9 protein-coding genes are annotated in these 15,197 nt (G+C 28.8%); all 9 read right to left on the bottom strand.

Translation table 11 applies throughout. The features are described from left to right. Positions 1-14: 14 nt before the first annotated feature. The 9 genes from BXQ17_RS01015 to BXQ17_RS00975 all read right to left on the bottom strand — a co-directional run bounded on the left by BXQ17_RS01015 (position 15) and on the right by BXQ17_RS00975 (position 15,094). Complete coding sequence (locus BXQ17_RS01015; RefSeq protein ID WP_077808842.1) at positions 15-728, bottom strand: M48 family metallopeptidase; 714 nt, start codon at positions 726-728, stop codon at positions 15-17. Beyond that, a complete protein-coding gene (locus BXQ17_RS01010; RefSeq protein WP_077808841.1) occupies positions 728-3,832 on the bottom strand; it encodes a type I restriction endonuclease subunit R in 3,105 nt (1,034 codons plus the stop codon). Before BXQ17_RS01010 ends, BXQ17_RS01015 begins: the two co-directional genes overlap by 1 nt. Then, positions 3,825-6,263, bottom strand: a complete 2,439-nt coding sequence (locus BXQ17_RS01005; protein ID WP_077808840.1) for a DUF262 domain-containing protein — start codon at positions 6,261-6,263, stop codon at positions 3,825-3,827. The genes BXQ17_RS01010 and BXQ17_RS01005 overlap by 8 nt, the downstream gene beginning before the upstream one ends. Beyond that, a complete protein-coding gene (locus BXQ17_RS01000) occupies positions 6,250-8,028 on the bottom strand; it encodes a DUF262 domain-containing protein (protein ID WP_077808839.1) in 1,779 nt (592 codons plus the stop codon). Before BXQ17_RS01000 ends, BXQ17_RS01005 begins: the two co-directional genes overlap by 14 nt. A 76-nt stretch (positions 8,029-8,104) precedes the next feature. Continuing rightward, positions 8,105-9,376, bottom strand: a complete 1,272-nt coding sequence (locus tag BXQ17_RS00995; RefSeq protein ID WP_077808838.1) for a restriction endonuclease subunit S — start codon at positions 9,374-9,376, stop codon at positions 8,105-8,107. Beyond that, the gene (locus BXQ17_RS00990; RefSeq protein ID WP_077808837.1) at positions 9,367-12,087 is read right to left on the bottom strand and encodes a type I restriction-modification system subunit M; all 2,721 of its coding nucleotides are present in this window, start codon (positions 12,085-12,087) and stop codon (positions 9,367-9,369) included. The genes BXQ17_RS00995 and BXQ17_RS00990 overlap by 10 nt, the downstream gene beginning before the upstream one ends. Before the next feature lie 140 nt (positions 12,088-12,227). Beyond that, the gene (locus tag BXQ17_RS00985) at positions 12,228-13,712 is read right to left on the bottom strand and encodes a hypothetical protein (RefSeq protein WP_077808836.1); all 1,485 of its coding nucleotides are present in this window, start codon (positions 13,710-13,712) and stop codon (positions 12,228-12,230) included. Positions 13,713-13,738: 26 nt separating this feature from the next. Further along, the gene (locus BXQ17_RS00980) at positions 13,739-14,809 is read right to left on the bottom strand and encodes a hypothetical protein (protein WP_149025840.1); all 1,071 of its coding nucleotides are present in this window, start codon (positions 14,807-14,809) and stop codon (positions 13,739-13,741) included. A gap of 21 nt (positions 14,810-14,830) precedes the next feature. Then, positions 14,831-15,094, bottom strand: coding sequence for a helix-turn-helix domain-containing protein (locus BXQ17_RS00975; protein WP_077808834.1), 264 nt, complete (start codon positions 15,092-15,094; stop codon positions 14,831-14,833). Between the last annotated feature and the right edge of the window lie 103 nt (positions 15,095-15,197).

Here is a 15,197-nt window from a genome sequence, read left to right as displayed (position 1 = left end):
TTAACTACTTTTTTTTAATATTTCCAATCTATGTGTCTAAAAGGTAATTTGTTTAATTCTTCTCTATAAAATCTCCATTTAGGCATAAATTGATTCATATACCCTACAAATACCTCATTATGAGTCCTTTCTAATAAATGGACTAATTCGTGAACAACAATAAATTCAATACATTCCAAGGGTTTTTTAGCTAACTCTAAATTGAGCCATATTCTTTTTGCTGCCACATTACAGGTACCCCATTTCGTTTTCATTTTTTTTATACCAAATTCATTCGATTGAACACCAATCACTTTTTCCCATTTAGCTATTAATTTGGGGGTTATTTTTTTTAATTCCACACGATACCATTCTGTCATCAGTTCTTCTCTTTTTTCTTCTGATGTACCAGGTCTTATATGTAACTCAATTGTATTGTGTTTTAAAACAACTTGTGGTGGACTATTTTGTTCTATTACTTCTAATAAATATCTTTTTCCTAAAAAATAATGACTCTCTTTAGTTAAGTATTCTCGTGGGGTTTCTCTTGCTTGATTTTTAAATATTTCTTGTTGATTTTTAATCCACTTTAATTTATTTAACGCAAATACACGAATAGTATCTAAATCCATTCTATTTGGTGCAGCAATACGAACAACGCCATTAGGTGGATATACACTCAAATGAATGTTTTTAATATCCTTTTGTTCTACTTCTATTTTAATATTTCCTAACTGAATGTTTTGCATTAATATTCTGGTTGTTCTATTATTAATTTAAAAATAGCTTCTACTTTGTTTTCCATACCATAAGGTTCAGGCAATTCATTTGCAATATCTATACCTGTATCCACTGAATAAGAAGCTAATTGTTTGTAAATTTCTGCTTTAATTTCTCTTTCTTTTGGTAAATTACCTCTCCAACTATCTCTTTTCACATTTTTTACAGCAGCATCAATTTTCATTGCTAACACTTCATTTTTAGCTAAATTATTATACAAGGCTCTTTGTGCCATAGTAACTAATGTTTCAGGAGTTTCTTCACTTTTACCTTCATTTACACGTTTAGCTAATTCTGCAATCTTTTCTAAATACTCTGCATAACTTATAGCGTTTGCTTTACGCTCTTTTATTATTTCTCCCAAAAGTTTAGACATTTCTTCAAAAAAAGCAGGATCAATTAAATGCTCTTTAATAATCTTTTTACGAACATTATTCTCAATTGTTTCTGCTACTGCTCCTTGATTCGATTTTATACCATCAGGCATTGAATTAATAGCATCTGCCATTCCAGATTTTACGATAATATCTAATAAAGGCATATCATCAAAAGGAGAAATTACTTCAGATTCATCTGCTTGAATATATGTATCTATTAGATGACGCATATCAGCTTCATAGGTTTTCAAATCCAGTGTTTCACCACTTGCTTGTCTTATCTCTTCTCTTAATTTTAAGTAATGGTCTAATTCTTTCTTTATACTAATTTCTTCACTTGATGTATAACCTGCTTCTTCCATTTCATCTGCTATATTTGCATACGCACGAATTAAAGAAACTGTTTTTTTATACAAGGCTGTACGTTGTGTTTCTTTCGCCTTTAGTTCTGCTTTTATTTCTGTATTGCCACAGAAATAATGAATATACGCAAGTGTGTTTCTGGGCATTGCAACAGGTTCACATAAAATATGTATTTCCTCTAAAGCATTATCTAAACGCTCTTTACCAACTTTTAAACGGTCTTGAAGCATCACATCAATATCTTTCGCTTCAAAATCATCATAGTCTAATTCTGTAGTGTATAATTGTAAAGCTCCTGTTCCTTTATCATTAACCAAATTTTTAAATAAATCTTTATAATCTACGATGTAACCAAAATCTTTATCATCACCATCTAAACGATTTACTCTACAAATTGCCTGAAACAATCCGTGGTCTTTCATACTCTTATCAATATATAAATAAGAGCAACTTGGAGCATCAAAACCTGTCAGCAATTTAGATACCACAATTAGAAGTTTCATATTTGCAGGCTCATCATTAAACTTTGCTTTTGCCCAATCTTCATATTGTTCCGTAGATTTTGTACCTAATAATTCCGTATACAAATTATACATAAACTCTTTTTCAGTATCTGTACTTGCACCTGTATCTTCAGTTGTTACGTCACTTGTATGTGGACTATATGATGTTACAATTGCACACTTATCTTTTAATGGTGTTTTAAGGAATAATTCATAATATCTACACGCTTCATATATTGAATATGCGACTAAAATTGCATTTCCGTTTTGAGAAGATAAACGAGGTTTTGTACTAAAGTCAAAAACTATATCCGTAACCACTCTATCCATTCGCGAACTACTGCTCAATACTTTTTGCATTGTTCCCCATTTCTTTTTGAGTTCAGATTTCTGAAAATCGTTTAAGCCTTTAGTTTTTGCTGCAAACCATTGGTCTACTCTTTTTTGAGAGGTTAAACGTTGGTCTATATCTCTTGCTTCGTAAACCAAATCTAATATAACACCATCTGCCACACCTTCATTAAATTTATAGGTATGTATGTATTTGCCAAATATTTCTAAACTTGTAGACTTATCTTTTTTAAGTAAGGGTGTACCTGTAAAACCAATAAAAACAGCATTTGGTAAAATGGCTTTCATTGTTCTATGTAAACGACCACTTTGTGTTCTATGACACTCATCTACAAATACAAATAATTCACCTACTGTTTGTGAGGGTTGACTTTCTAATTCTTTAATAAACTGATTAAAATTACCAGTATCTTTTTTCCCAAACTTATGTACTAAAGAACACATTAATCTTGGTGTAGGAACACTTAATTTCTGCATTAAATCTTTACCGCTTTTAGTACGATATATTGTTTCGTCTGTAGCTTTAAAAACACTTTCGATTTGCTTATCTAATTCATCTCTATCTGTTAAAACAACCACTCTTGCATTTGGATTATTTTCCAAAATCCATTTTGCTAAATATACCATAGTGATACTTTTACCACTACCTTGTGTGTGCCAAATAATACCACCTTCATATCTATTGATATGTTTTTGAGATTCTTTAACTCCAAAATATTGATGTACTCTTGGTAACTTTTTAACACCACCATCAAAGACAATAAAATCGTAGATAATTTCTAAAAAACGTTCTTTATCACACATCTTTAAAAGATACTTATCTAATAGATTTCTACTATTATCTTCTACATCTTCTTTCCATTTTAGATAATATTTTTCTGGTGTTTTAATAGCTCCATAGCGTAAACCTTCTGTATCATTTCCTGCAAATAAATATTGCACTGTTGAAAAGAATGGTTGAATAAAACGGTCTTGTTGATTGGTAATGTTTTGGCGAATACCATCGTTTATAGTTATGGTACTTCTTTTTAATTCTAACACACCTAATGCAATACCATTTACATAAATAACTATGTCTGGTCTCTTTGTTTTGTTACCTTTTATGGTTACTTCTTCTGCTATTGCGAAATCATTTGATTCCCAATTTCTCCAATCTATAAAATGAACTTTCTCTGTATTTTTACCAATTTCTGTTTTTATATCAGCACCATAACGCAATAATTCATAGACGTTTTTATTAGTAGTATACAAGCTATCACTAAAATTATTGGCAGTTGTTTTTAGCTCATAAATAGCTTTGGTAATTTGAGCATTGTTATACCCTTTTTTAAGTAAATACTTTGTTAAGTATTCTTCCTCAATATTACTATTTTCTCTATCTTCTTGCCAATCACCTAAATATGTATACCCTAATTCTTCTTGGAATAACTTTACAACTCTATGTTGTGTGATACGTTCTATACTGCCTACTTTATTCATTTTCTAGAGAATTAAAAGATTCACATAAGGTTTCTAACATTTTTTTAGCTTTTTTTTCTGATAAAACAATACTATAATCATTTGCCGAAAGAGAAAAATTATTTGATTCTAATATTTCGGATATTTCATTTCCTTTAAAATCTCCTTGATAAACAACTATCTCAAATTCATCTTTTATATAGGAAGCATAAACCGCCATTTCAATTCTACAATTATCATAGTGCCAACCTCCAAAAAATATACTTGGAGGATAATCTTCACCACTAACTTCATTATAAATTACATAGGCAAATGGTTTATGTTTTAATGTTTTGCCTAAAATATGATTTAAATAAAAACTATAAGAATAATACTCTTTATATTTACCACTCATCCTCTCTTTAGAAAGTAAATAGATTGAGTTTTCAGCATTATATCTTATATATTTTTTAGACCCTAAATATTCTATTAGTGCAGGAATATTTATAAAGTTCTTTCGCCAATCATCTACTTTAGATTTATCAATTATAATCTTTAAACTTCTTTCTACATTTAGTACATCAAAATCTTCATCATCAAATAAGTCTTTAACAAAATCTCTCTTACCAGCATTATTAATATCACCACCATCCAATAATAATCTTCTCCAACCAATATCTCTATCAGAATTAATCAAAAAACTATAATTACGACCTTCTTTTAGTAAAAAATCACCTTTGCTTAATAAGGCTCTTCGCCATCTATAAGCTTTAAATTCTTTCAAGCCATTTTCGTTAAAAACAGCTAAAGCTTTAGCTCTATAATTTTTAAATTTATTTAAGAACTGTTCATCATCTTCATCAGACCAGTTACATTGTCTTCCATTATTTTTATAATAATCTTCAATTCCAGAAAAATATAAGATAAAAATTATTTGACCTTTAAAATAGGTATGTTGTTCTGTTTCTAATATTAAATCTTTCCAACTTTCTTTTTTAATTAATTGGGATTTTATAGATTCCTCTTTACCTTGTAAAGCACCAAATCCATCAATTTTTAAGTTATTAGCAAAATGATTTATTATATTATTACTATTTCCTAAAACGTTGGAAATACCTTCAATAGACCTTATAAATTCTTTTTCGTTGTTGTAAATGTTATTTTCTGTGAGATTGTGAATGATACGCATCCAATCGAATAAACCTTCATCTGTTTTCCATTTTAAAAGATATTGTGAATACCCATAAAATAATATACGTTGGTTGTAATTATCAAAATCATCATTTAGAGCTTTCTCAAAAATTATATCTTCATTATAATAAAATTTATTATCTAATACTTTTTTAACTTTTTCATTTCCATTGGTAACAAGGTCTAAAAAAGAAATAAACTCTAAAATAAACTTTTCACTAAAACCACCTAAATCAGTATACTTTTGAAAAGATATACCTTCTAATTTTTTATCTCTATCAATAAGATATTTGACCTTATTATTTTCATTTAAATTGGCGTAATGAGTAATTGCTTTTGTTTTGATTAAATTCATAATTTTATCATCAAAAACATTTTTACTGTTTTTATAATTCCAAAATAGATTAGCCCAATCTGTATCTATTTTATGAGAAAAATATTCTTGAACAGTTACCTCTCTTTCTAATTCATTAAATACTAATTTAAAGTTAGGTGCATTTGTAAAAGTTGTGCTTTTAATTAATTGCTCAAATTTTGCTTTAAAGTTTTCAAAAGGCGTTAAAGGCTTACCTCTTGCATTCATTTTTATATAGAGGTCGTCTGTTAATTTAAATTCTTCTAAATTTAGAAACTGGAAAGTAATTACTGGGTTGTCTTTATTTACCAATCTGTTGTAAAAACCCTGGGCATCTTTAAATTTATAATGAATAGTATCTAACATCACTAACATAGATTGAATTGTTGGATCACTTTCCCAAGATGAATAATACCAACCAGCATCTTGTATTGTTTTAGACAAACTATTTTCCTTATCTATATCTGCATCTAATAAATCATTTAAATCTATGTCATTGTTTAATATTGCATCACAAAATTCTGAAGAACTTGTACGTGTTTTATAGCTAAAGTTTGATTTATCATTTGTAACTAAATAGGTTTTAAAAGTTTCAAAATCATCATCTTTATTTGCTAAATACCAATGCATTAAAAATAATGTTGTTAAACGTTGCTGACCATCTAAAGGAATAAACTTGGTAACTTTATTACTATCAATATTTTGTAAGCTACCATAAACAAAATCTAAATCTCTATGTTTTTTATTTTCTAACAAATAGTTATAAAGAGCATCTATAAATAAGCTTCTAACTTCTTCTTTTGATTTTCTACCTTGTGCGTAATCTCTTTGAATAATAGGAACTTCTATTTGATATTCTTTCTCTTTAAATAACTGAAAAAAAGTTAAACGCTCTCCAGACTGATTGTTTTCTTTATTGTTGTCCATCTTGTGCGTTTTGAGTTGGTAAATATTGTTTTAATGTGTTTTTTATAGCTTCTAAATAGTCATTCGCATCACTATTTTTCCAATACATCACATCGTCTAACTTTTTACTATAAGACTTTAAGAATACGTTTCTTGTACAAATTGGTACAAATGTTCCTTTCTTATCATTTTCTATAATGGTTTTACGTTTAATAGGAAACATTGCGTTTTTATAGCTTCTATTTGTAGAAGCATCTAACAATGCTAAATTAGAAATGCTATTATCTGGCTCTTTATCTTCTTTAAATAATTTTGCTACTTTTTTATACAATTTTTCAAATTCTGCTGCATCTACTTTTTCTGCCTCTATTAAACTTAATAATCCTTTTGAAATCTTTTTTACTTTCCCTTTTAGTTCTTGTTCTATTATTAACCTTTGTTCTACTATACTTTCTTTCCCTGTTAGGTATTCTAAAATATCTTTAGACCATAACACTCTTTGTTTACCTGAAATTGTTTTATCTGTTTGAGAACGTAAATGTTCTATATCCCAATTTTCGTTTTCATAACTATTAAAAGGAAAGCGCATATTAGATTTTGGATTTTCTAATATGGTTTGAATATTAAACAGTAACAACACTGTTTTTATTAATTTATCGCCATAGCTTAAATCGTCTATTTGACATTTTACTTTGGCTTTAATCTTCTTTTTTAAATGAAGTTTAAAAGCTGTTTTTGTTTTATCTGCAGATGCTTCTTTTAACAACCTTACATTACTATTGGTACTAATTAAAAAACCAATTAAATGATACAACTCTCTATCTTTAAACCATTCTTGAAATGTTAGAAAGTACTTTTTTATTTCCATCCATAATTTATCTATGTCTGGGTTATTGTCTTCGTTTAAGGTAGTTGTAAACGCTTCACTAAATTTATAAAACGTAAACCTATCTTCATCTTCTTTGGTTTTATTTTTGATTAAATCGAAAATATATTCTATTCGAGTTTCGTATTTAAGAGGATTTGAATTGTTGTAAATAAAATACCAAAAATCATCATTTTGCAATGTGCTTTCAATAGCATCCCATTCTGAAGCTATTTGCAGTTGCTTTAAATTAACATCTTCTTTTTTATTGAAATTTGTTTCTCTTAAAAATAATGCTTTTACTAATTCTGCATTAGTAAGAGGTATTTTACCCATATTTAAACGAGTGAAAATATCTATAGAATCTTGATTGTCAGTAATCTCGAACCAAATAAGCTTGGTTTGATTGATAAGCACAGGATAAAACTCACTATTAATAGCGGCATTTGTTTCTTCTTTTTCCTGAAACCATTTTACAATAGTTTTAAAAGCATCGTTAATATGAAAATAGTCTATATTTTGATTGGCAACAGTATCGTCTTTTATATTCTCTAAAAAATTTTCACTATCGCTTCTGGTTTCATATTTAATATTGAATATCTTTTTTGGGGTCTTAAATTCAGTTTCATTAAAATAATACAACAGAATTAATATGGTTGTCAACCTTTGCTGACCATCAATCACTTCCCAATAATTTATATCATCTTCATTATACTCTTTAATTGCTATAGGCTGTAGGCAATAAAATGGATTTTTAGCATCGCTATCAGAAGTTTTTTGGCTTGTTTTAAACTCCCATAAGTCATTTAGTAATGCTTCTACTTGTTCACTTGTCCAACGATACCCTCTTTGATAAGAAGGAATATAGAAGCGTTCTCCTAAAATGCTGTTTATAGGTTTTAATTCTATTTTATTGCTCAAACTAAATGGATTTTAAGGGTTATACTAAAATCATTCAATTTTCTTTTTTCATTTTTTTTCATAACTTTTTTCTTTTTTACACCAACCTAATTTTACCCGTTAACAGGTTTTGCATTAGCCCTTGCTTTACCAATTTATATTTAGATAGCTTTTGTTCTAATTGTTCTATTTCAGCATCCATATCGGAAAGGACTGTGGCTATTTCCGTTTGTTCTTCAATATTAGGCAGGTGTATGTAGCCATTTAATATATCTTTTGTGCCAATATTTGCTTGAACACCTAATGAAGCAGAACCAATACAGTAATCTCTCCACTTTTCCATATTAGAATAGGTCTTTAAATAAATCGGATTTATTTTATTCTTGTCTATCCTTAATAACCCAACTCGTTGGTTTAACAAAAGAGTTTTATTGCTTTTAACAATAGACATTCTACCAATTAAGTTTTTATCTGGTGTGACATCAGTCATAGCAATAATAACATCTCCATTTTGTAAATGATAATTTTTTAAAATATTGAAGTCTTTATTCTGCCAATAATTAACTTTGTTTTCATTAAATTGAAAAGTACCATTTAATCCAATTTGTGCCATTGTTACTATTGGTGTGCCATTATCAACATAACCACTTGCAGAAAATCCATAACCATTTTGAAAGCTATGTATTAAATCTCTCAACTTCTTAACCTGCCAATCTTCTTTAGGTGTTAAAAGCTGTTGCATAGCACCTTGTTTAATAGCTCTTTTTTTAGTGAGTTTTTGTTCTAAGGCTTGTATTAAATTATCTGTATCGCTTAATACTTGGGCTATGGCTTTTTGTTCTGGAAGAGGTGGTAAAATAAATGGATAATTCCCAACAGCTTCTTGAGATATACCATAAAATGTTGTGCCAGATTTACTTAACTCAACATAATCTTTAAAATATTTGGATAATAATTGATAATAAAGATATTTAGGATTATAACTATTTCTTAATGGACGGTAAACTAAAAGATGACTATTTAAAGAAGCTTTATGCGGGTACGGAATTGACTCTACATAAAGTAACTTTCCAATTGTCCCATCCTTTGTCATTAGAACATCATTTTTCTTTAGTTGAATATCTTTTGCTATTTGATACCTTTCTTCTGAAATATGATATACTTCATTCCAACGAATTTCGCCATCTTTAAAGTTCATTCCTGTAATTAGAAAGGGCTCATCATTATTTGTAGTAAACTCTGTTTGTTTTAATCCTTGCCAGCCAATTCTACCTTTCATAAATGAAACTTCCAAAAATGGTTTTACTTCCCAATCATTAGGGATTAAACCAACCTCGGTTTGTTTAAATTTCGTTTCAGTTAATTCCATACAAAACCCATCTTTTGTAAGTGAGCGTTCACTTTGGTTTCTAAACTTTCTACTTTATTATCAATAACAGGTAATGGGTTTTCATAACGTTCAGCTAATTCTTTTACACGATTGGTTAAACGTTGGCTTATATGGTCTATTTCGTCTTTAATAGTAGTTTCAATAGTATGTATCCATTTATCATCTACTACCAATTGTTTAACCTCGTCTTCTGTTAGTGTTGGGTATTTGGCATAGAGAATTGCATCAAGCTTTTCTTCTTCTATTTTGATTTCTTTTTTTAGAGCTGTTTCTTTATTTTTTAATTCGATAAACTCATACAGTATAATTATTTCTTTTATATATTCTTCTTCTGGTTTTTCTACAATAAGTTTATTTATAAAAACATCTATTGTAGTCATCAATTCTTTAATTTTCTTTTTTAATGCTGTGATTTCTTTCGATTTATTCACAAACTGATTTAGTAAAATAGCTTCTTCTGAATCAACATCAATACTCTTTAATCTGTCTTTAATTGCTTTTTGAGTAATTGTACCTTTTGCATTTCTTAATGGATTAAATACTTGGTTTATTGATAACTCTAAAAAAACTGCATTTTGATTTGATAATTCTTCATATAAAGCATCACTTTTAACAGACAAAGGCTCATTAAATTTATTTAATGCCAAGTTTTTGAAATCTATTACACTTATTTGTGCTTCTGCTTTTTTGGTAACTTCATTTAAGGCTTCTTCTTCGCCAGAGTTTTCTTCTTGTAATTCTGATACTCTAGCAATAGCGGTTTCTAATTCGTTTTGTAAATTTTCAATAGCTTCCTTTTCTTCCGTAAAATATCTATTAATAACAAGTTTTTTTGGTATTAAATCGCAAGTCCAACCTTTGTCTACCAATTTCTTTTTGCTATTCTCCTTTAAAATTCTATAGGTATCAGCCACCCAACCATCTTGGGTAATAATGTAGCTATCATCTTGCATTACTTCAAACCAATATGTCATTATATGTTGGTACATATTATAAGGATCTATCAATGCCTTATTGGTGTATTGGTTCAATAAGTTTTCAGATACCCTATGTATTAATTCTTTTGGATTAAAACCTTGTGTTAAGGCTTTTAAAGTAGTGGTTGTTACTGTTTTCCATTCGGTAAATAAATTATCCATTTGCGTACTAAAAGCCACAAACTCTGGATGCTCAAAAATGGTGTTCTTAATATCCCCTTTAGCTACTATTAAGCTACTGTAATCAGCTCTTTTACTTGGGCTAAACAATGCACCTTTTACATTTGGGTACACGTCCCAAAAGTGCTGTAGTGCCTTAATATCTGCATTTGGAATATCGCCTAATAAATGCGCTTCAATATCTTGTATATCTTCCGTTTCTTGGCTTTCTATATATCTTGGGATATTTAAGTTATACTCATTCGCTTCAATTTCTGTAATAGAAACCATTTTACTAAAACCTGGTATTTGCTTTTGTTCATTAAAAATAGTTGCTATTCTATGAATATCTTTTTCTTGTAAACGATTTTTATTGCCATCTTTTATAAAACCTTTACCAGCATCTACCATAAAAATACCTTTTCGGTTTTGTGCATTTTCTTTGTCAATTAAAATAATACAAGCAGGAATACCTGTACCATAAAACAAATTGGCAGGTAAACCAATAATACCTTTTATGTATCCTTTTTTAATTAAGTTTTGACGTATTTCTGCTTCAGCATTTCCTCTAAATAAAACTCCGTGAGGCAAAATAACAGCTCCTTTACCATTTCGTTTTAAAGACCGAACAATATGTAATAAGAAAGCATAATCTCCATTTTTAGAAGGAGGAATACCATAATCTTGAAAACGATTGTATGGATTGTCTTCTGGCAAACTTAAACCATTACTCCAACGTTTATCACTAAAAGGAGGATTGGCAACTACATAGTCAAAAGTTTTTAGGTTGTCGCCAGTTTCGTTTTCAAATAATGGTTTTGCTAATGTATTTCCTTGTTTTATTAATGCAGTAGGTTCGTTATGTAAAATCATATTCATTCGAGCCAAACCAGATGTAGCTGCATCTTTTTCTTGACCGTACAACGTTACTTTACCATTTGCTACATTACTTATTTTCAACAATAAAGAACCAGAACCACAAGCAGGATCATATACTGTAGTTTCTGCAGTAGTTTGCTCTTTATCTATTCCTATAATATTTGCCATTATTCGGCTTACTTCTGCAGGAGTATAGAATTGACCTTTACTTTTTCCGCTTTCTGTAGCAAAGTTTTGCATTAAATACTCATAGGCATCTCCTAAAATATCATCTCCTTCTGCTTGGTTTTTACTAAAGTCTAAACTTGGGTTTTCAAAGATTGCAATTAGATTGGTTAATCTATCTACCATTTCTTTTCCGCTACCTAATTTGGTAACATCATTAAAGTCTGGCATATCTGCTAACTGATTTGCTTCTGCTATAGGAGCAATAATTTTTTTGTTGATTTGGTCTCCAATATCTGTTACTCCTTTAAGTGCAGCCATATCTTTAAAACTAGCACCATTTGGAATTGTTATTGGTGCATAGGGTTGACCTGCCCATTTATCGCTTATGTATTTTATAAAGAGCATAACCAACACATAATCTTTGTATTGACTTGCATCCATACCACCTCTTAATTCGTCACAACTCGCCCAAAGGGAGCTGTATAATTCTGATTTTTTTATTGCCATTAAATGTTTTTTATTTATTTGAATCCTTCATAGCTAAAGGACTTTAAAAATAGAAAACTTTTGGCAAGAATTAAAGGTATTTTGAAGTTAATCTTAAACCCAAAGAACCCAGTGGGTTAATATAAGTTTAACAGGGTTAATTATGCAACCACTTGTGATTTCTCTTTTAAGGTTTCAAGATGTTTTATCATATTGCTTTTACACCATTCTTCACGAGCTAATGTTGGTGCGTGTCCTATTGCTTTGTCTAATTCCTGTTTCATTATATCCTCTACAACATCTGCATATTTTTCGGTGGTAGAAATACTATCGTGAATTGTAAATAGTGGGGCATTTGGAAACTCTTTAGAGATTCGCTTTGCAATGACATCTATTATTAAGTAACTCTCAATACTTTGTAACAATCTTGGTAGTAAGGTTTTATCTTTACTTTTTATCTTACTAAAAACCTCATATACTTCTGGAAACAATTCCTTAAAGAGTTTCTTTGGTTTTGCTTCTTCTTGCCCCAAAAATCGATTGTCTGTAAATAATACTTGAAAGACTGCTGCTTTCACTTCTTTACGATTTGAGAATGTTTCCCCCAAGTGAAAACGAAATTTCTCTTCCAAGAACTCATACAACCTACCATTTACCACAAGGTTGACAAACTGATTAAACTCATTGTTTACAAGGGTATTATCAATATCTCCTAACATAATGTAAGAATCATTGTGATGAATGTTTATTTGTTTTATATTTAGTTTTTGTTTGTTTGAAACCTCTTTTATATTAAAATCTCTTGAATATGACTTTTTGGGCTCACAAAAAGATATTGATAAAGAGTTATTATTTTTCGGCTCATTTTTTTGCTCAATCCAAAACGAACGACTTAATAATATTGTGCTTAAATATGGTTGACTATTTTTAATATCAATAGAAATTAACTTTTGGCCATCATAGGTAACAGCATTTCTAATTCTGCTTGCCATATTTGTTAAGTTGGTATGTAACCTGTAAACATTATCATCTAACACCAAACTATGATCCTGCCACTTTAATCTTTCTGCACTCATTTGTGCGTGTATCATTTGATTCTCTGGATGCTTGTATTTTTTATTTTTTCTATCATAATCCCAAAGCTTTTTATCTTCCATTTTTAAACGATACTCTTCTGCTAAAAATGTATCAACAAAATTATAATCTATTTGAAGTTTTTGATTGAACCATTTTGTTAAAAACTTAAGATGTTTGACAGAATCCTTTTTTCTATTTTTATGAGCCTTTAATCTATTACGAAATGTAAAATTTTCTACTTGCATTGATTTTACAGTTGTTCTGTATTCTTTAATAAATCTATACCCTTTTGATTTTTCACCAACAATATAATGATTGTCAGACTCTATAATTTTTAAATCGTATTCTAAATAGTTAAGATACTTTTTATAATTCTGAATATCACTTTGTAATCTTTGAGCATTGATAGGAACAAAATCTTCATTTTGAATATCTTTATCCATTAAAGGAATTGCATTAATTAAATGCACGATATAACATAGCTTGTCAATTTTATAAGGCTTAAAAGTTGGTGGAATACTATTTGTTAACTTAAATATATCCAAATTTTGTGGTATGTATATTCTCATATTAAACGATTGTTTTGGATTAATTTTTAGTTTTTACTGTAGCCATATTGAATATTAAAATGTTCTAAATACGTGTCTATTATTTCATACTCACCTTCTTTGAATGAAAGAAAATATGGTAGAATCTTACTAATAGATAAATTACCTTTTAACAAATCATCTGCATACGCAGTAAATGAATGGGTTATTTGTAATTCATTTCGATAAATCAAGGCTGTTTTTAATTGTTGTTTTATTCTTGAAGTAACGACTAATTTAGTTTTGCTTTTAGCTCTTGAATGGTCGTCATCTTTATTATACATTTCAATACGCTTATTATAAATTCTTTGCAATTCATCAAGCATTTGTTCAACATATTCATTTTCATCAACAATCTTTTTTTCAATATATTTTAATTTATTTTTAGATATAGAATCGAACTTAAAAAATTTATTTAAAGATGGTCGATGTTCCTCTTCAAAATATTTACCTATGTATTCACAAATAACTTCAATATCATATTTTTTTAAAGCTCTAAATAAATCAACATCATTAAAATTTAAAGCAGCTTGTGAAATATTTTTTTCATATTTAAGAGAAGATAAATAATCATTAAAAAAAGATATAGATAACTCCCCTTCAGATTCTACATCTATTTTTTCTTTTTTATTTAATTCTTCTTTAATATTCTTTATATTATTCTTTTTTAGGTAGTCATCAACCAAAGGAATAAAGAAATCAGATAAATGTTTACTAAAATCAGAAGGTAGTTTACCGTTTTTAGATAACTGGTATATTTCAGGTATTAAATCTACTATTATAGGATAGTGAACAGTGAAATATTTGACTCTTGGCATCCCTTTAACATCTATTGAGATAATTCCAAGGCTCTCAAACTTAGTAATAATTGATTTTAAAGAATGCTTTTTAATTCCTGTTTCATTTCTAATGGTTTCGGAACTATGAAAAAACTCTTTGTTTTTAAATGCCATTCCCTTAACAACCATATATTCAAAAAAAACAACTTCCTCGCAATTTAAGAAGTCGTAATTGTAACGATTTAACTTTAGCACGTTAATCGCCAAAGGATGTGAATCCTCCTTTTTAAACTTTTTCATCTGACCTTTTTTTTTTAACTTCTATGCACTTTTGTTTTGGTTTAAAACATTTACTACATCACTATACTCATAGTACATCATTTTCCCCATTTTAGTATAAGGTAATGTTCCATTGATTCGTAAATTCTGCAAAGTTCCTGGAGAGATATTTAACATCTCACGAACGTCTACTGATTTTAACCATTTTTTTTGCTCTGTTTGGCTTCCTAAAATTGTCTTTAGTTCTGTAATGATTTCCTGTTTTAGAGTCTTTAAATCATCCTTTGTAATTACTTCAAATGTCATTGTATATAATAAATATTAAACGGTATTAACTACCTGATTTCTAACATACAATATACGTCAAAATGATTGATTTTAAAGAATAAGTTATTCACAGTTATTAACG

It is taken from the genome of Polaribacter sp. BM10, from assembly GCF_002005425.1.
GTDB lineage: Bacteria > Bacteroidota > Bacteroidia > Flavobacteriales > Flavobacteriaceae > Polaribacter > Polaribacter marinaquae.
Note: the sequence above shows the minus strand (reverse complement) of the source record. Positions and strands in the feature narration are given on the sequence as shown.